Source organism: Pseudomonas sp. BN417 (assembly GCF_029871205.1).
Lineage (GTDB): Bacteria > Pseudomonadota > Gammaproteobacteria > Pseudomonadales > Pseudomonadaceae > Metapseudomonas.
In genome coordinates, this window is the sequence record NZ_SSOJ01000164.1 from 101,642 (window position 1) to 118,698 (window position 17,057).

At 66.8% G+C, this 17,057-nt stretch carries 15 protein-coding genes; 7 read left to right on the forward strand and 8 right to left on the reverse strand.

Going from position 1 to position 17,057, the window contains the following annotated elements:
- Positions 1–87: 87 nt before the first annotated feature.
- From E8F11_RS29195 to E8F11_RS29215, 5 genes are all read right to left on the reverse strand, one after another.
- Complete coding sequence (locus E8F11_RS29195; protein WP_280292403.1) at positions 88–1,869, reverse strand: ABC transporter ATP-binding protein; 1,782 nt, start codon at positions 1,867–1,869, stop codon at positions 88–90.
- Positions 1,862–2,464 carry a DsbA family protein gene (locus tag E8F11_RS29200; protein ID WP_280292457.1) on the reverse strand — a complete coding sequence of 201 codons (603 nt, stop codon included), beginning with the start codon at positions 2,462–2,464 and terminating at the stop codon, positions 1,862–1,864. Before E8F11_RS29200 ends, E8F11_RS29195 begins: the two co-directional genes overlap by 8 nt.
- A 38-nt stretch (positions 2,465–2,502) precedes the next feature.
- The gene (locus tag E8F11_RS29205; protein WP_280292404.1) at positions 2,503–3,438 is read right to left on the reverse strand and encodes a rhodanese-related sulfurtransferase; all 936 of its coding nucleotides are present in this window, start codon (positions 3,436–3,438) and stop codon (positions 2,503–2,505) included.
- Positions 3,439–3,573: 135 nt separating this feature from the next.
- The gene (locus E8F11_RS29210; protein WP_280292405.1) at positions 3,574–3,879 is read right to left on the reverse strand and encodes a BolA family protein; all 306 of its coding nucleotides are present in this window, start codon (positions 3,877–3,879) and stop codon (positions 3,574–3,576) included.
- Between the two features lie 13 nt (positions 3,880–3,892).
- Positions 3,893–4,402: a DUF2059 domain-containing protein gene (locus E8F11_RS29215; RefSeq protein WP_280292406.1), complete on the reverse strand. Its 510-nt coding sequence runs from the start codon at positions 4,400–4,402 to the stop codon at positions 3,893–3,895.
- A 290-nt stretch (positions 4,403–4,692) separates the two neighbouring features.
- Between E8F11_RS29215 and E8F11_RS29220 the strand changes: the two genes are divergently transcribed.
- The 3 genes from E8F11_RS29220 to E8F11_RS29230 all read left to right on the forward strand — a co-directional run bounded on the left by E8F11_RS29220 (position 4,693) and on the right by E8F11_RS29230 (position 7,783).
- Positions 4,693–5,703, forward strand: a complete 1,011-nt coding sequence (locus E8F11_RS29220; protein ID WP_280292407.1) for a DUF2804 domain-containing protein — start codon at positions 4,693–4,695, stop codon at positions 5,701–5,703.
- Positions 5,704–5,775: 72 nt separating this feature from the next.
- Complete coding sequence (locus E8F11_RS29225; protein ID WP_280292408.1) at positions 5,776–7,170, forward strand: class II fumarate hydratase; 1,395 nt, start codon at positions 5,776–5,778, stop codon at positions 7,168–7,170.
- Positions 7,163–7,783, forward strand: coding sequence for an NAD(P)H-dependent oxidoreductase (locus tag E8F11_RS29230; protein WP_280292409.1), 621 nt, complete (start codon positions 7,163–7,165; stop codon positions 7,781–7,783). Before E8F11_RS29225 ends, E8F11_RS29230 begins: the two co-directional genes overlap by 8 nt.
- Before the next feature lie 133 nt (positions 7,784–7,916).
- Here E8F11_RS29230 and E8F11_RS29235 read toward each other — a convergent pair whose 3' ends face one another.
- Entirely contained in the window at positions 7,917–8,882 is a 966-nt protein-coding gene (locus tag E8F11_RS29235) for a DMT family transporter (protein ID WP_280292410.1), read from the reverse strand.
- Positions 8,883–9,090: 208 nt separating this feature from the next.
- Between E8F11_RS29235 and E8F11_RS29240 the strand changes: the two genes are divergently transcribed.
- Positions 9,091–9,300 (forward strand): DUF6316 family protein, encoded by a 210-nt coding sequence (locus E8F11_RS29240; RefSeq protein ID WP_280292411.1) that lies wholly within the window; start codon positions 9,091–9,093, stop codon positions 9,298–9,300.
- A gap of 204 nt (positions 9,301–9,504) precedes the next feature.
- Here E8F11_RS29240 and E8F11_RS29245 read toward each other — a convergent pair whose 3' ends face one another.
- Together E8F11_RS29245 and pap are read right to left on the reverse strand one after the other, a co-directional pair.
- Positions 9,505–10,689, reverse strand: coding sequence for a thiolase family protein (locus E8F11_RS29245; RefSeq protein WP_280292412.1), 1,185 nt, complete (start codon positions 10,687–10,689; stop codon positions 9,505–9,507).
- 102 nt (positions 10,690–10,791) lie between these two features.
- Positions 10,792–12,279 (reverse strand): polyphosphate:AMP phosphotransferase, encoded by a 1,488-nt coding sequence (gene pap / locus E8F11_RS29250; RefSeq protein WP_280292413.1) that lies wholly within the window; start codon positions 12,277–12,279, stop codon positions 10,792–10,794.
- Between the two features lie 163 nt (positions 12,280–12,442).
- Here pap and mnmC point away from each other — a divergent pair, with 163 nt between their 5' ends.
- The 3 genes from mnmC to E8F11_RS29265 all read left to right on the forward strand — a co-directional run bounded on the left by mnmC (position 12,443) and on the right by E8F11_RS29265 (position 17,055).
- The gene (mnmC, locus tag E8F11_RS29255) at positions 12,443–14,410 is read left to right on the forward strand and encodes a bifunctional tRNA (5-methylaminomethyl-2-thiouridine)(34)-methyltransferase MnmD/FAD-dependent 5-carboxymethylaminomethyl-2-thiouridine(34) oxidoreductase MnmC (RefSeq protein WP_280292414.1); all 1,968 of its coding nucleotides are present in this window, start codon (positions 12,443–12,445) and stop codon (positions 14,408–14,410) included.
- A gap of 2 nt (positions 14,411–14,412) precedes the next feature.
- Positions 14,413–15,162 (forward strand): sulfite exporter TauE/SafE family protein, encoded by a 750-nt coding sequence (locus tag E8F11_RS29260; RefSeq protein ID WP_280292458.1) that lies wholly within the window; start codon positions 14,413–14,415, stop codon positions 15,160–15,162.
- Positions 15,163–15,285: 123 nt separating this feature from the next.
- Positions 15,286–17,055, forward strand: a complete 1,770-nt coding sequence (locus E8F11_RS29265) for an N-acetylglutaminylglutamine amidotransferase (RefSeq protein ID WP_280292415.1) — start codon at positions 15,286–15,288, stop codon at positions 17,053–17,055.
- The last annotated feature ends 2 nt before the right edge of the window (positions 17,056–17,057 follow it).

Here is a 17,057-nt window from a genome sequence, read left to right on the forward strand (position 1 = left end):
GCCGTGCGCATGGCGCACCCTACGGTCTCGTCCCGCACCAGGCCCGGAAAATGATGGGTATCGCTCCACCGATCCTGCGTGTGCTCGCTAGCCCTGCTGCAGGTGCCCGTAGAGCTTGGCGTAGAGACCGCCTTCGGCGATCAGCTGCTGGTGGTCACCGTCTTCGGCGATATGCCCGCCATCGAAGACCAGTACCCGGTCCGCCTGCTTAACCGCCGAAAGGCGGTGGGCGATGATCAGGGTGGTGCGGCCATTGAGGAAGGTCCCCAGGGCCTGGTGCAGGGCGTATTCGGTGGCGGCATCAAGGGCCGAGGTGGCTTCGTCGAGGATCACCACCTTGGGCTCGGCCAGCACCATGCGCGCGATGGCCAGGCGTTGCCGCTGGCCGCCGGAAAGACGCACCCCGGAACGGCCGACCACGCTGTCCAGGCCGTTCGGCAGGCTGCGGATGGTGTCGGCCAGCTGGGCGATCTCCAGGGCGCGCCAGCAGGCGTCGTCACTGCGTTCGCGCCCCATGGTCAAGTTCGCGCGCACGCTGTCGTTGAACAGGGCCGGATGCTGCAGGACCACGGCGACGTTGTCGCGCACCTCGGCCAGGCCGATCTCCTCCAGCCGGCAACCGCCATAGCGGATGCTGCCCGCCTGGGCACGATAGAGCCCCAGCAGCAGCTGCACCAGGGTGCTCTTGCCACCGCCGCTGGCGCCGACAATGGCCACCTTCTCGCCGGGTGCGATGGACAGGTTGAGGCCGTCCAGCACCGGCTCCTCGGCATAGGCGAAGCGCAGGCCCTTGACCTCGATGCCGACGGTTTCGCGACCCTTGAACGGGTCGACGCTGGGCTTGTACTGGGGTTCGTCGGCGCGCTCCAGCAGCTCGTTGATCCGGCCCAGGGCGGCGCCGGCGGCATAGTAGGAATACTGCAGGCCCAGCAGTTGCTCCACCGGGCCGATCATGAACCAGAGGTAGCTGAACACCGCCAGCATCTGGCCAATGGAGAGGTCGGAGAACAGCACCGTGAGCATGGCCGCGGCGCGAAAGAAGTCGATGCCGAACTGGAACAGCAGGCCGCTGGTGCGCCCCGCTGCGTCGCTCTTCCATTGGGACGCCACGGCGTAGTCGCGGACTTCCTGGGCACGCTGGCCGAGGCGGCCGAAGAAGAAGCCCTGGCGGTTGCTGGTACGCACTTCCTGGATGGCTTCCAGGGTTTCCGTCAGCGCCTGGGTGAAGCGGGACGTGCTGTCGTTCTCCAGCTTCTTCAGGTGCTTGATCCGCTTGCCCAGCTGCACCGTGGAGTAGATCACCAGCGGGTTGAACAGCAGGATCAGCAGGGCCAGCTGCCAGTGCATCCAGACCAGGATGGCCGCCGTGCCGGTGAGGGTGAGCACGGCCACCAGGAAGCGGCTCAGGGTCTCGCCGACGAACTTGTCGAGAGTGTCCAGGTCGGTCACCAGGTGGGCGGTGACGGTGCCGCTCCCCAGGCTTTCGTACTCGCCCAGGGAAATGCGCTTCAAGCGCTCGATCAGGCGGATGCGGATGCGATAGACGATGTCCTTGGCCAGCCGCGCGAACAGCCGCGCCTGCAGGACGTTGAACACCAGGGCCATACCGCGCAACAGCAGCGTGGTCACCAGCATCAGGCCGATATAGCCGACTGCATTCTCCCAGGGCTGGGGCAGGAAGTGATCCATGAAGCGCAGTGCGGCGTCGCCCCGCTGCAGCAGCACTTCGTCCACCAGTAGGGGCAGCAGCAGCGGGATGGGCACGCTGCAGAGCGTGGCCAGCACAGCGGCGAAGTTGGCCAGCCAGAGAGCCTTCTTGTGGCGCAAGGCCAGACGGCGGATTTCCGCCCAGCTCAAGCGATCAGGCATGGCAACCCCGCACCAGCCAGCGGCCCAGCAGCGGCGCCAACTCGTCCAGCGGCTGGTAGCCGTTGGTCAGCAACGCCAGCTGACCGTCGCGCTCGGCCAGCAAGGTGGGAAAACCGGCGATGCCCAGATCCTGCACCCAGGTGAAGTCGGCGGCCGTCGCCTCATGGGCGGCGGCGCCGTCGAAGGCGTCGGCGAACTCGATGCGCGGAATACCGGCCTGCTCCGCCAGCGCCACCAGGGTGGCGGCCTGGGTTACGTCACGACCCTCGGCATAGAAGGCGTGCTGGATCAGCCTGACCAGCGGCCAGGCCAGTTCCGGGGCGAGCCCGCGGGCCACCACCAGGGCGCGGCAGGCGGGCTCGGTGTCGTAGACGAACCCCTCGGGGAGCGCGCCGTCGAAGCGGAAAGGTTGTCCGGTGGCCCGGTTGACCGCCTGCCAATGCTCGAGGATGTAGCGCCTGGTGTGGCCGTCCAGCGCCGCGCCCTGCCCGGTGCGCAGACCGCCCGCCACCAGGTGCAGCGGCGCGCCGGCGGCCGCGGCTTGCGAGGCCAGGGCTTCGACCACCGGGGCGAAGCCCCAGCACCAGGAACACAGGGGGTCCATCACATAGAGCAGGCGGGCCTTGGACACACTCAATTCTCCATTGCTTGGCGCGGGTCACGGCCGATCGGATGGGGCTGGTTGCGGGCCTTGGCCAGCTCGATCTGCTTCTGCCGCTCGCGGGCGCCGGCGCGGGTCTTCTCGCTCAGGCTGTCCCAGCAGTGCGGGCAACTGATGCCCGGTGCGTAGTGCTCCGACTGGCGCTCCTCCACCGAGATGGGGTTACGGCAGGCATGGCACTGGTCGAAGTCCCCTTCCGTCAGATCGTGGCGCACAGTCACGCGGTTGTCGAAGACGAAGCAGTCACCGCGCCAGAGGGTTTCTTCCTGGGGCACTTCCTCCAGGTACTTGAGGATGCCGCCCTTGAGGTGGAAAACCTCCTCGAAACCCTGGCCGAGCATGTAGCTGGAAGCCTTCTCGCAGCGGATGCCGCCGGTGCAGAACATCGCCACCTTCTTGTGCACGGCCGGGTCGTAGTGGGCCTCGATGTACTCGGGAAAATCGCGAAAGGACCTGGTCTTTGGATCGACGGCACCCTCGAAGGTGCCAATGGCCACTTCATAGTCGTTGCGGGTGTCGATCAGCAGGACTTCGGGATCGCTGATCAGGGCGTTCCAGTCCATCGGCTCGACATAGGTGCCGACCTGCTGGTTCGGGTCCACGCCCGGCACGCCAAGGGTGACGATCTCTTTCTTCAGCTTGACCTTGGTGCGGTAGAACGGCTGCTCGTCACAATAGGATTCCTTGTGGTCGAGGTCGGCCAGGCGCGGGTCGACCTTGAGCCAGTCGAGCAGCGCGTCGATGCCTTCACGGGTGCCGGACACGGTGCCATTGATGCCTTCCTCGGCCAGCAGCAGGGTGCCTTTGACGCCGTTGTCCAGCAGGGTCTTGAGCAGGGGTTCGCGCAGCGCGACGTAGTCCTTCAGGGTGACGAACTTGTACAGCGCCGCAACAACGATCTGGGTCATGCGGGTACTTCCTCCAGTGGTCGCCCGCGTAAAGGGCGGACCGGGTGATAGAAACGACTGCGCCGGCTGGGCCGGCGCGGTGCGAAGTCTACCAAAAAGCTGCAGCGCCTTGGCTGCGTGAAATGGTCTCAGGGACTAGTGGTCGTGCTTGCTGCCGCCCTTGCAGGTCGGCGAATCCGGCGCGGCGCCCTGCTCCGCCCATTCCTCGGGCGTGTAGGTGTGCAGCGCCAGGGCGTGGACCTGCCCCATCAGCTCGCCCAGGCTGGCGTAGACCTTCTGGTGACGCTTGACGGCGTTCAACCCGGCGAACACCGGGCTGACGATCACCGCCTTGTAGTGGGTTTCCAGGCCGCGGCTGTGCATATGGCTCTCGTCCAGCACGTCGAGGTGCTGGGGCTCGAGGGCCGCCAGGGCGGTCAGGATGTGGTCTCGCTTGGACATCGGGTCACTCCGCTCAGGGCTTCTTCTTGTCCTGGGGCGCCAGCTCGCTGGTCATGTCGCTGAGCAGCTTGTTGACCTCGGGCACCGCGCCTTCCAGGCGGCTCTGGGTCAGCTGGGCGGACTGCTGGGTCAGGGCCGGCATCTTTTCCAGCACCTTCTTGCCCAGGGGGGACTCATAGAAGGCGATCAGTTCCTTGAGCTCGCTCTCGGTGAAATTGCTGGTGTAGATCTTCACCAGTTCCGGTTTCAGCTTGTCCCAGCCGACGGCCTTGTCCAGGGCCGCATTGGCCTTGGCCTGGTAGCTCTCCAGGGTGGCTTTCTTGGCAGCCGGCGCCTTGGTCTGCTCGAAGCGCTGCTCGAACATCTGCTGGACCTGGGCGTAGACCGGAACGGTGAGTTTGTCGGCACGGGCGAGCTTGAGGAAGCGCTCGGCATCGGCAGCGTGGCTGGCGGCATCGGCCAGGACCTGGCCACTGGCGCAAGCCAGCAGTACGGCGGTGCAGAGAACGCGAAGCTTGGTCATTGGGAATCCTTGTCTGGGCAGGGAACTGGGGGTTGCCCCGGGGTTGGTCATTCTGCGCTCAAGGCGATATTGGGCTCAAGCGGCGGCTTTTTTCGACACCACCGAGGCGAAAATGTGCGATAGCGCACTCCACGAAACAGTTGTCAAAATGCCATCACTTGCCCATGCTTCGAGCCGCTGGGCATGCTGTGCCGGTTTGAGAATTTATCGTGCCCATCGGCGGAGTTTCCGGTGAGGTTGTAGCCGGCTTCCCACAGCTCCCGGGCTCCGCACATACATGGACGTGCTCGATGAATAGCCATATCTCCTCCCTGCCGCCGGCGGTTTCCGCCCTCTGCGACGCCCACGGCAAGCTCTTGCCGGCGGCCGTCGGCTGGTCCAGCCGCCCCCGGCTGGACTATGCCATCCCCGGCCACTTCGGCCGGCGCAAGCGCTGGAACCACTGGTGCATCACCACCCCGCGCTGGATGCTCTCGCTGACCATCGCCGACCTCGACTACCTGGGCTACGGCGCCGCTTACTTCCTTGACCTCGACAGCGGCCAGGCCGTCGCCCATACCCAGTTGCGCCCGTTCGCCCGCGGTTGCCAATTGCCGGACACGCTGCTGGAAAGCCACGAATTCCACCACCCGCGCCTGCAAATCCTCGCCGAGGCACACCCCGGCCGCCTGCGCCTCTGCGTGATGGCGCCGGATATCGGCGGCCAGCCGCTACAGGTCGCGCTCGATGTCCTGCGCCCCAGCCACCTCGACTCGGTGAACCTGGTGGCGCCCCTCCCGGGCCGCTGCTTCCATGCCTGCAGCCGGCATATGGGCCTTCCCGCCAGCGGTGGCGTGCAACTGGGCGACCGGCATTACGACTGCCCCACCGGGCAGAGCTTCGCCGCGCTGGACTTCGGCCGCGGCGTCTGGCCGTGGAACAGCCACTGGACCCGCGCCGCCTTCGCCGCCCCGGGCGGCATCGCGGCCAACTTCGGCGCCGGCTGGACCGACGCCAGCGGCCTGACCGAGAACGCCCTGTGGTTCGGCGGCAAGCTGTCCAAACTGGACCGCCCGGTACAGATCGAACAGGCCCCCAATAGCCCACTCGCGCCCTGGCGATTGAGCACGCCCTGCCGCCGGGTGGAGCTCAACTTCACCCCCCGGCAGTTGCACCAGGCCTGCCCGCGCGTCGGCCCGATCCATGCCGATACCCGGCAATGGTTCGGCCACTTCGACGGGGTGCTGCGCAGCCCGGACGGCGACCGTGTGCCGGTGAACAGCGCTGTCGGCTGGGTGGGCGCGACCCATGCGCGCTGGTAATTGCCCGAACGGTTGAACCGAGTGCCGGGGATAGGGCCTAAACTGCGGAATCAATAGCCGGAGCCGATCCAAATGAGCCGCACAGAAACCGACAGCCTGGGACCCGTGGAGGTCGCCGAGGACGCGTACTGGGGAGCCCAGACGCAACGCTCGCTGGAAAACTTCGCGATAGGCAGCGAGCGCATGCCGTTGGCCGTGGTGCACGCCCTGGCCCTGATCAAGAAGGCCGCCGCGCGGGTCAACGGCCGCAATGGCGACCTGCCGCCTGACGTCGCCCGGCTGATCGAGCAGGCCGCCGACGAAGTACTGGCCGGCAAGCACGACAACCAGTTCCCCCTGGTGGTCTGGCAGACCGGCAGCGGCACCCAGACCAACATGAACGTCAACGAGGTGATCGCCGGCCGCGCCAACGAAGTGGCCACCGGCAACCGTGGCGGCAAGAGCCCGGTCCACCCCAACGACCATGTGAACTTCGCCCAGAGCTCGAACGACTGCTTCCCCACCGCGATGCACATCGCCATCGCCAAGGCGGTACAGCACGAACTGCTGCCGGCCATTGCCGAACTCTCCGGCGGCCTGGCCGAGCAGTCGGCTCGCCACGCCCATCTGGTGAAGACCGGCCGGACCCACATGATGGACGCCACGCCCATCACCTTCGGCCAGGAGCTGTCCGCCTTTGTCGCCCAGCTGGATTACGCCGACAAGGCCTTGCGCAGCGCGCTGCCGATGGTCCTGCAGCTGGCCCAGGGCGGTACCGCGGTGGGCACCGGCCTCAACGCCCCGCACGATTTCGCCGAAGCCATGGCCGCCGAGCTGGCGGCGCTCTCCGGACTGAACTTCGTCTCGGCGCCGAACAAGTTCGCCGCACTGGCCGGCCACGAACCCCTGGTGAACCTCTCCGGCGCCCTCAAGACCCTGGCTGTGGCCCTGATGAAGATCGCCAATGACCTGCGCCTGCTGGGCTCCGGCCCGCGTGGCGGCCTGGCCGAGGTGCGGCTGCCGGCCAACGAGCCGGGCAGCTCGATCATGCCCGGCAAGGTCAACCCTACCCAGTGCGAGGCCCTGTCGATGCTGGCCTGCCAGGTCATGGGCAACGACACCACGATCGGCTTCGCCGCCAGTCAGGGGCACCTGCAGCTGAACGTGTTCAAGCCAGTCATCGTGCACAACCTGCTGCAGTCCATCCTCCTGCTCGGCGACGGCTGCCGCAACTTCCAGCAGCATTGCGTGGCCGGCATGCAGCCGGATGCCGCGCGCATGGCCGAGCACCTCGAGCGCGGCCTGATGCTGGTCACCGCCCTCAACCCGCATATCGGCTACGACAAGGCCGCGCAGATCGCCAAGAAGGCCTACGCCGAAGGCACCACCCTGCGCGAGTCGGCCCTGGCCCTGGGTTACCTGACGGAGGAAGAGTTCGACGCCTGGGTCCGCCCGGAAACCATGCTGGGGGCCGGTCAAAATGGCTGACGGTGCGAAGCACGGCGCCACCCCGCTGGAAGGCGATGGCAAACGCATCCTGATGATTCTCGGCACCCCCAAGGGCGGCAGCCTGTGCCATGCCCTGAGCGATGCCTTCGCCCAGGGCGCGCGCAGCGAAGGCCACGTGGTCCGCCTGCTCAAGCTCGGCGAAATGCAGTTCGACCCGGTCCTGCGCGAAGGCTACGACCAGAGCCAGAACCTGGAGCCGGATCTGCTCGAAGCCCAGCGGCAGATCCACTGGGCGGAGCACCTGGTGTTCATCTATCCGGTCTGGTGGGGCGGCCTGCCGGCGCTGCTCAAGGGTTTCTTCGACCGCGTGTTCCTGCCCGGCTTCGCCTTCCGCTATCGCGGCCAGTCCCAGGCCTGGGACAAGCTGCTGACCGGGCGCACCGCGGATCTGCTGGTGACCCTGGACACCCCGCCCTGGTACTTCCGCTGGATCTATGGCGCCCCGGCGCATCGCCAGATGGTGCGCACCATACTCGGCTTCTGCGGCATCAAGACCCGCCGCCTGACCGAGTTCTCGCCGGTGCGTCCATCCTCCGAGGAACAGCGCCAGACCTGGCTGCGCAAGGCCGAAACTCTCGGCACCCGATGCTAGCGCTCTTGAGCCGGTAAACGTTGGGCTTCGCGTAGCTCAGCCACAACCTACAGGCATCCAGCCACCCGCACAGCTCTCGTAGGTTGGGCAGAGCGAAGCGAAGCCCAACAGCGGACTCCCCGGCAAACGTTGGTCACTCACCGCCTATCAATGCCGCCTCGCGCCGTGCCCGCCAGCTACGCATCAGCGACGGCGCCAGGGCGGTAAGGGCCGAACCCAGCACGACGAATACCGCACCGCCGTAGGCGATCCAGTTGATCTCCTCCGGCTGCACATGGTCCGGCCAGATGCTGGCGCAAAAGGCCACGCTGGCGAAGGTCACCAACGGGGTGATGGCGAGGGTCGCGCTGACGCGCGAGGCTTCCCAGTGCGCCAGCGCCTCGGCGAAGGCGCCGTAGGCCACCAGGGTATTCAGGCAGCAGGCAAGCAACAGCCAGCTCTGCAACGGGCTCAGTTCGAGCGTTTGCATGGGATGGGCCCAGGGTGTCAGCAGCGCGGCGCAACCGAGGTAGATCACCATCATCACCTGGGCCGAACTCCAATGCGTCAACAGCTGCTTCTGCGCCAGGCCGTAGAAGGTCCAGACGAAGGCAGACAGCAGGATGATCAGCACCCCCAGGGTGTACTGGCTCATGGAGGTGAGCAGCTCCTCCAGGCGCTGGTTGAAGAACAGGCCGAAGCCCAGGACCATCACCACGAGGCCGAAGGCCTGCCCGAGGCTGAAGCTTTCCTTGAAGATGAACAGGCTGCTCACCAGGAAGAGGATGGGCGCTACCTGGATCACCAGTTGAGTGGTACCGGGGCTGAGCATGTTCAGGCCCATCAGGTAGAACACATAGTTGCCGGTGAGTCCCCCCACCGCCAGCGCCAGCAGCCAGCCGCCGCGCGCACCCAGCGGGCGCAACGCCGGCAGCCGGCGGTTGGCGCCCAGGTAGAGGAACAGCAGCGAGCCGGCCACGACCAGCCGGTACCAGGTGACGGTCACCGGGTCCATGGTCTGCAGCACTTCTTTCAGCCAGATGGGCAACACCCCCCAGAGCACGGCCGTGACCAGGGCGAGGAACAGGCCATAGAGCCAACGGCCGGAGGAGATATGCATGAGGTGCCTCTGCGGGGAAGACCGGGCGGCGGCGCGCCAGGCAAAGAACGCCATTCTAGGAGTGGACAGGCCATGGGCACAGGAACAGTTTCGAACCTGTCGGTGGCGCAACTGTACCTGTCGCCCCGACGGCCGCTTGTCGAGCCCCGGCGCAAGGCTGGCAGCGCTGGTTAGACTCAAATAGCCAATGGGTAACGGAGGTGGTCCGATGTTCGGTCGACGCGCGTCCGACATGGCGTCAGGCACCCACTATCGCAGTGAGCGTGTCAGCGCCGTGAACGGGCAATACTTCTTCTCCACCCGGGAGGGCACCTTGGAGGGCCCCTACTTCACCCGCGTGGATACGGAACGGGAAATCGCCTACTACATCCGTCGCATGAAACAGTACGAAGGCATACTCGCCTTACGGGGCCGATGAAGCCCCCAAAAAAAGAAAGAACCCGCGCCAGGCGCGGGTTTTTCTTTTCCAAGGGGATGATCCGCTGTGACTGTGGGGGCGATTTCAATCGCTATGCGGACCGCAGGTTCGCCCTGCTGCGTCGAAGGGGGCAGCTGCGCTGCCCACAGCGAATGAATTCGCCCCCACAACAGCTTTCGAACCTTGCGCGAGCGGCTCCTGCCTTCAGCGATAGGCCTCGAACAGGCCGGTGGCGCCCATGCCGCCGCCGACGCACATGGTGACGATGCCGAAGCGCTTGCCCTGGCGCTGCAGTTCGCGCACCAGGTGGCCGACCTGGCGCGAGCCGGTCATGCCGAAGGGGTGGCCGATGGAGATGGATCCGCCGTTGACGTTGTACTTCTCGTTGTCGATACCCAGGCGATCACGGGCATAGAGGCACTGGGAGGCGAAGGCCTCGTTCAGCTCCCAGAGGTCGATGTCGTCGACGGTGAGGCCCTTGACCTTGAGCAGCTTCGGCACCGAGAACACCGGGCCGATGCCCATCTCGTCCGGCTCGCAGCCGGCCACGGCGAAGCCACGGAAGAATGCCTTGGGTTTCAGACCCAGTTCCAGCGCCTTGTCCAGGCTCATCAGCAGGGTCATGGAGGCGCCGTCGGACAGCTGCGAGGAGTTGCCGGCGGTGACCGAGCCGTCCTCGGAAAACACTGGCTTGAGGGACGCCAGGCCCTCCAGGGTGGTGTCGGCGCGGTTGCAGTCGTCGCGCTCGACCACGCCTTCCACGATGCGCTTCTCGCCGGTGGCCTTGTCTTCGACGAAGTACTTCACGCTCATCGGCACGATTTCGTCATCGAACAGGCCCGCGGCCTGGGCGCGGGCGGTGCGCTGCTGGCTCTGCAGGGCGTAGAGGTCCTGGGCTTCGCGGCTGACGCCATAGCGACGCGCGACGATCTCGGCGGTCTGACCCATGGGGTAGTAGATGCCGGGGTGTTCGAGCTTGAGCCGCGGATTGACGAAGTTGTCCTGGTTGATGCTCTTCAGGGTCAGGGTGATGGACTCGACGCCGCCGGCCACCATCACGTCGCTGCAGCCGGAAGCGATCTGGTTGGCGGCGATGGCGATGGCCTGCAGGCCCGAGGAGCAGTAGCGGTTCAGGGTCATGCCGGCGACGCCGACGCCCAGGCCCGAGAGCACCGCCACGTTGCGGCCGATGTTGTGGCCCTGGGCGCCTTCGTTGGAGCCGGCGCCGACCACGCAGTCGTCCACCAGCAACGGGTCCAGGTCATTGCGCGCCAGCAGCGCGTTCACGCAGTGAGCGGCCATGTCGTCCGGCCGGGTCATGTTGAACTTGCCACGGAAGGACTTGGCCAGGCCGGTCCGGACGCTGTCGACTATCACCACTTCACGCATGACGCACCTCGTTCTGGTTGGGATGGGAGCTGGAGTGAGCATAGTTCCGGCCCATACTCGCCCACCACGATCATTCATCCCGCGTATGCGCGCCCATCCTGTTCAGTCCTTCGCGAACGCCTTCTCCAGGGCTTCGTTGATGGTGCGCAGCACCTTGACCCGGGCGTAGCGCTTGTCGTTGGCCTCCACCAGGGTCCAGGGCGCGATCGCAGTGCTGGTGCGGTCTACCATGTCGCCCACGGCGTCCACGTAGAGGTCCCACTTGTCGCGGTTACGCCAGTCTTCATCGGTGATCTTGTAGCGCTTGAAAGCGATCGACTCGCGCTCCTTGAAGCGCTGCATCTGGGTCTCCTTGTCGATGGACAGCCAGAACTTCACGACCACTATGCCGTGGTCGTGCAACTGCTCCTCGAAGTCATTGATCTCGCTGTAGGCCCTCAGCCAGTCGGCCTGCGAACAGAAGCCCTCCACCCGCTCCACCAGCACGCGGCCGTACCAGGAACGGTCGAAGATGGTGAAGCGGCCGCGCCCCGGCACGTGTCGCCAGAAACGCCAGAGGTAGGGCTGCGCGCGCTCTTCTTCGGTGGGCGCGGCGATCGGCACTATGTGGTACTGCCGCGGGTCCAGCGCCCCGGTGACGCGGCGGATGGCGCCGCCCTTGCCGGCGGCGTCGTTGCCTTCGAACACCACCATCAGCGCATGGCCGCGCATGCGCTTGTCGCGCATCAGGCCGTTGAGCCGCGCCTGCTCGGTGGCCAGCTGCTCCTTGTACTCGTCCTTGTCGAGCTTGAGGCTGAGATCGAGGCTGTCGAGCAGGCCACGATTGTCCAGGCTGGAGACCAGGGGCGCCGCGTGGGGTTGCAGGCGCGGCCGGTCCTCGACCTTGAGCGCCGCCTGCAGGCCTTCGAGGAGGATGCGGCCAACGGTCAGGCTGCGGTAGCGCTCGTCGGCCCCCTCGATCACGTACCAGGGCGCATAGTCACGGCTGGTGCGGCGCAGCACCCGCTCGCCGTAATACACGAAGCGGTCGTAGACCTCGCTCTGTTTCCAGTCCAACGGGTTGAGCTGCCAGCTGCGCCGGGGGTCCTTCTCCAGGGTCTTGAGGCGTTCCTTGAGCTGCTTCTTGGAGAGGTGGAACCAGAACTTGAAGAGCAAGGCGCCCTCGTCGCAAAGCATCCGCTCGAGGCCCTCCACCGCGGATATCGCCTGCTCCAGCTTGGCGTCCTTGATATCACCCTCGACCCGCGCATGGAGCATCTGGCTGTACCAGTTGCCGAAGAAGATGCCGATTTTTCCCTTCGGCGGCAGCCGGCGCCAGAAACGCCACTGCGACGGCCGCGCCAGCTCCTCGTCCGAGGGGCGCAGGAAGCTCTCGACATTGATCAGCCGCGGGTCCATCCACTCATTGAGCAGCTTGACCGTCTCGCCCTTGCCGGCCCCCTCGATGCCGTTGATCAGGACGAGCACCGGGAAGCGCGCCTTCTGCTTCAGCTCGAACTGTGCCTCCAGCAGGGCCTCGCGCAATTCCAGCAGGGCCTTTTCATAGGTTTCCTTGTCGATTGAATGGCCGATTTCGGCGGATTCGAACATGCAGACCTCCTTGGCGTGATGGGGAAAAGGTAGCGGATGGCCGGGGGGCTGTCTGTGACCGCTTGTGGGATCGAATTCATTCGCGAATGAATTCGATCCCACAGATAGCCGGGCGACATCGCCGATCGGCTACTATTCGCCCTTCGCAGCCACGGGAACCCCCATGTCCGATTTCCACCACGCCCAACTCGACTGGGACGAACAGGGCCAACCGCTTTCGCGGGAATTCGACGACGTCTATTTCTCCCCCGCCTCTGGCATCGATGAGACCCGACATGTCTTCCTCAACGGCAACGACCTGGCCCGGCGCTTCGCCGAGCTGCCGGCGGGCGGGCGACTCACTATCGGCGAAACCGGTTTCGGCACCGGGCTGAATTTCCTCTGCGCCTGGCAGCTGTTCGAACGATGCGCGCCGACCGGGACGCGGCTGCATTTCGTCAGTGTGGAAAAGTACCCCCTGGCCCGCGGCGACCTGCAGCGCGCCCTCGCCCTCTGGCCGGAACTGGCGCCCCTGGCGGCCCAGTTGCTGGAGCAGTATGTCGCCGTGCACCCCGGCTTCCAGCGCATCAACCTGGCCGCCGGGCGCGTGGTGCTGACCCTGCTGGTGGGCGATGCCCTGGAGTGCCTGCCTGAGCTGGACGCGCGCATGGACGCCTGGTTCCTCGACGGTTTCGCCCCGGCGAAGAACCCGGACATGTGGAGCCCTGCCCTCTTCGCCCAGTTGGCGCGGCTCTCCGGTCCCGGCACCACGCTCGCCACCTTCACCGCCGCCGGCTTCGTACGCCGGGCGCTGAAAGAAGCCGGCTTCGCCATCAAGCGCACCCCCGGCTTCGGCAAGAAGTGGGAAATGAGCCGTGGCCTGTTCCAAGGCCAGGCCAGCGACGACAGCAAACCCTGGTACGCCCGCCCGCGCTTCGCACCTGAACGTCGCGAGGCCCTGGTGATAGGCGCCGGCCTCGCCGGCTGCGCCACGGCTGCAAGCCTCGCCGCGCGCGGCTGGCAGGTGACCCTGCTCGAGCGCCATGGCGAGCCCGCCCAGGAGGCCTCGGGCAATCCCCAGGGCGTGCTCTACCTCAAGCTCTCGGCCCACGGCACGCCGCTGTCGCGCCTGATTCTCAGCGGCTTCGGCCATACCCGGCGGTTGCTGCAGCGGCTGGAACAGGGCCGCGACTGGCAGGCCTGCGGCGTCCTGCAACTGGCCTTCGATGCCAAGGAAGCGCAGCGCCAGGCCAAACTGGCCGACGCCTTCCCCAACGACCTGTTGCACAGCCTGGACCAGGCCACGGCACAAGCCCTGGCCGGGGTCGCCCTGCCCGCTGGCGGCCTGTTCTACCCCGAGGCCGGCTGGGTCCACCCGCCAGCCCTGTGCCGGTTGCTGGCCGGGCATCCGAACATTCGCCTGCTGCCCCACAGCGAAGCCCTGGAACTGCACCGCGAGGACAACCTCTGGTGCGCCCGTGCCGGGGAGCGGCTACTCGCCGCCGCCCCCGTGGTGGTGCTGGCCGGCGCCGCCGAGGTATTGCGCTTCCCCCAGGCAGCGGACCTGCAGCTGAAACGCATCCGCGGACAGATCAGCCGGCTGCCGGCCACCGCCGAAAGCGCAACTCTCGCCACCGTGGTCTGCGCCGAAGGCTATGTGGCGCCACCGCGGGATGGCGAACACACCCTCGGCGCCAGCTTCGATTTCCACAGTACCGACCTGACCCCCACGGCCGCCGAGCACGCCGGCAACCTCGAACTGCTGGAGGAGATATCCCCGGACCTCAGCCGCCGGCTGCACGCCGCCGAGCTGGACCCGGCCCGCCTCGAAGGCCGTGCCGCCTTCCGCTGCACCACCCCGGACTACCTGCCCATAGTCGGCCCCCAGGCGGACAGCGCCGCCTTCGCCGAGGCCTACGCGGTGCTGGCCAAGGATGCGCGCCAGGTGCCCGAGGTGGCGGCGCCCTGGCTCGACGGCCTCTATGTGAACAGCGCCCACGGCTCCCGTGGGCTGATCACCGCTCCGCTGTCGGGCGAACTGCTGGCTGCCTGGCTGGATGATGAGCCCCTGCCCGTGCCGCGCGCCGTGGCCGAGGCCTGCCACCCCAACCGTTTTGCCCTGCGCCGCCTGATCCGCGGGCTGGGCGCATGAGTATGGAACCGCTCCTGCTGGAAGCCCTGGGGATAGGCGCCGTACTTGGCCTCCTGCTCGGCTTGACCGGCGCCGGCGGCTCCCTGGTCGCCCTGCCGCTGCTGCTCAGCCTGCACCTACCCCTGCGCGACGCCATCGGCGTTAGCCTCGGCGCCGTGGCGCTGTCCGCCGCCATTGGCGCCATTCCCCGCACTTTCCAGGGCCAGGTGGCCGGCCGTCCGGTGCTGCTGCTCGCCTTGAGTGGGCTACCAGGTAACGCCGTCGGCCAATGGTTGGGACGTTTCATTCCCGAGTTCGCGCTGATCCTCGGTTTTTGCCTGCTGGTGCTCTGGTCCGCCTGGCGCATGTGGCGCGGCGCCGGCCTGCCCCATGGCAAGTCCGGCCCACTGCGCAGCGGGCCACTGATCGCCATAGGTGCGGGCGTCGGGCTGCTGTCCGGGGTCATGGGGGTGGGTGGCGGCTTCCTCATAGTGCCGGCGCTGCTCTGGTTCACCCCGCTGTCGATGCTGGCTGCCACCGCCACCTCCATGGCGGTGATCGCCCTGGTCTCGGGTGGCGGCTTCTTCCTCTACCTCCTTGGCGCCCAGCCGCCCATGGCCCTGCTCGGCGGCCTGGCGGCCGGCGGCGCCATCGGCGTGCTCTGCGGCAACCTGCTGGCCACGCGTATGCGCGGCGCCACCCTGCAGAGACTCTTCGCCCTGATGCTGGTGGCGGTAAGCCTGTCCCTGGCGGCGCAAAAGCTGGTCGGCTGAAAGCTCCCGTTCCCGACCTCATATGACCAATCGATATAAAACTACCGGTAACGCATGGGGGTCGGACCCCTAAGTGCCCTTTTTCGGGCACCGACTCCCCAACGGCAACACCGGTAAGGACTTATGTGCGGCATATCTGGAGAACTGCGTTTCGACAAGCAACCGGCCGACCTGGCCGCCCTCGATAGAATCACCCACCACCTAGCGCCCCGCGGCCCAGACGCGTGGGGCGTGCATAGCCAGGGACCGATCGCCCTGGGCCATCGACGGCTGAAGATCATGGACCTCGCCGACGCCTCCGGGCAGCCCATGCTGGACCCCGAACTGGGACTGGCCATGGTGTTCAACGGCGCCATCTACAACTACCCCGAACTGCGCAAGGAGCTGCTGGCCCTGGGTTACCACTTCCATTCCGACGGTGACACCGAAGTGCTGCTCAAGGCCTGGCATGCCTGGGGCAAGGACATGCTGCCCAGGCTCAACGGCATGTTCGCCCTGGCCATCTGGGAGCGCGACAGCCAGCGCCTGTTCCTCGCCCGCGACCGGCTCGGCATCAAGCCGCTCTACCTGTCGCAGGGCGACAAGCGCCTGCGCTTCGCCTCCAGCCTGCCGGCCCTGCTCCAGGGCGGTGACCTGAATACATCGCTGGACCCGCAGGCCCTCAACTTCTATCTCAACTTCCACGCCGTGGTGCCGGCACCGCGCACCCTGGTCAAGGGCGTGGAGAAGCTGCCGCCGGCCGGCTGGATGCAGATAGACGCCGACGGCAACTGCAGCCAGGGCACCTGGTGGCAGCTGGAATACGGCCCCCGCGAAGACGAACAGATACTCGGCCTCGAGGACTGGCGCGATCTGCTGCTGACCAGCCTGCGCGACGCCGTCTCGATCCGCCAGCGTGCCGCCCGCGAAGTCGGCGTGCTGCTCTCCGGCGGTGTGGACTCCAGCCTCCTGGTCGGCCTGCTGGCGGAAACCGGCGTCGAGCAACTGGCGACCTTCTCCATCGGCTTCCAGGACACCGGCGGCGAGCGTGGCGACGAGTTCGAATACTCCGACCTGATCGCCCGCCATTACGGCACCCGCCATCAACAGCTGCGCATCGACGAGCACGAAGTGCTGGAGCAATTGCCCCAGGCATTCGCCGCCATGAGCGAACCCATGGTCAGTCACGACTGCATCGCCTTCTACCTCCTCGCCCGCGAGGTGTCGAAGCACTGCAAGGTGGTGCAGAGCGGCCAGGGCGCCGACGAGCTGTTCGGCGGCTACCACTGGTACCCGCCGCTGGCCGACACCTGCGACCCGTTCAACAGCTATCGTGCGGCCTTCTTCGACCGCAGCCACACCGAGTACCAGGCGACCGTGCAACCGGCCTGGCTCTGCGGCGACCTGGCCGGCGACTTCGTGCGCCAGCACTTCGAGCACCCCGGCGCCCTCGACCCGGTGGACAAGGCCCTGCGCCTGGACAGCACGGTGATGCTGGTGGACGACCCAGTGAAGCGGGTGGACAACATGACCATGGCCTGGGGCCTGGAGGCGCGGGTGCCGTTCCTCGACTACCGGGTCGCCGAGTTGTCTGCGCGCATCCCTTCCCGCTTCAAGCTCGGCGACGGCGGCAAGGAGGTGCTCAAGGCCGCAGCGCGCAAGGTCATTCCCCATGAGGTGATCGACCGTCCCAAGGGCTACTTCCCGGTCCCCGGCCTCAAGCACCTGCAAGGCCGCACCCGCGACTGGGTGAGCGAACTGCTGCTGGACCCGAGCCAGGACCGCGGCCTGTTCCAACCGGCCATGCTCGAGCGCCTGCTGGCCAGCCCGGCCGAAGACATCACGCCGCTGCGGGGTTCCAAGCTCTGGCAGATGGCCGCCCTCAACCTCTGGCTCAACCAACAGGGACTCTGAAC

Coding starts and splice junctions, on each gene's coding strand:
- E8F11_RS29265 (WP_280292415.1), top strand. CDS start 15,286: ATGTGCGGCATATCTGGAGAACTGCGTTTCGACAAGCAACCGGCCGAC.
- E8F11_RS29245 (WP_280292412.1), bottom strand. CDS start 10,689: ATGCGTGAAGTGGTGATAGTCGACAGCGTCCGGACCGGCCTGGCCAAG.
- E8F11_RS29205 (WP_280292404.1), bottom strand. CDS start 3,438: ATGACCCAGATCGTTGTTGCGGCGCTGTACAAGTTCGTCACCCTGAAG.
- E8F11_RS29240 (WP_280292411.1), top strand. CDS start 9,091: ATGTTCGGTCGACGCGCGTCCGACATGGCGTCAGGCACCCACTATCGC.
- E8F11_RS29260 (WP_280292458.1), top strand. CDS start 14,413: ATGGAACCGCTCCTGCTGGAAGCCCTGGGGATAGGCGCCGTACTTGGC.
- E8F11_RS29210 (WP_280292405.1), bottom strand. CDS start 3,879: ATGTCCAAGCGAGACCACATCCTGACCGCCCTGGCGGCCCTCGAGCCC.
- E8F11_RS29215 (WP_280292406.1), bottom strand. CDS start 4,402: ATGACCAAGCTTCGCGTTCTCTGCACCGCCGTACTGCTGGCTTGCGCC.
- E8F11_RS29225 (WP_280292408.1), top strand. CDS start 5,776: ATGAGCCGCACAGAAACCGACAGCCTGGGACCCGTGGAGGTCGCCGAG.
- E8F11_RS29230 (WP_280292409.1), top strand. CDS start 7,163: ATGGCTGACGGTGCGAAGCACGGCGCCACCCCGCTGGAAGGCGATGGC.
- E8F11_RS29195 (WP_280292403.1), bottom strand. CDS start 1,869: ATGCCTGATCGCTTGAGCTGGGCGGAAATCCGCCGTCTGGCCTTGCGC.
- mnmC (WP_280292414.1), top strand. CDS start 12,443: ATGTCCGATTTCCACCACGCCCAACTCGACTGGGACGAACAGGGCCAA.
- pap (WP_280292413.1), bottom strand. CDS start 12,279: ATGTTCGAATCCGCCGAAATCGGCCATTCAATCGACAAGGAAACCTAT.
- E8F11_RS29235 (WP_280292410.1), bottom strand. CDS start 8,882: ATGCATATCTCCTCCGGCCGTTGGCTCTATGGCCTGTTCCTCGCCCTG.
- E8F11_RS29220 (WP_280292407.1), top strand. CDS start 4,693: ATGAATAGCCATATCTCCTCCCTGCCGCCGGCGGTTTCCGCCCTCTGC.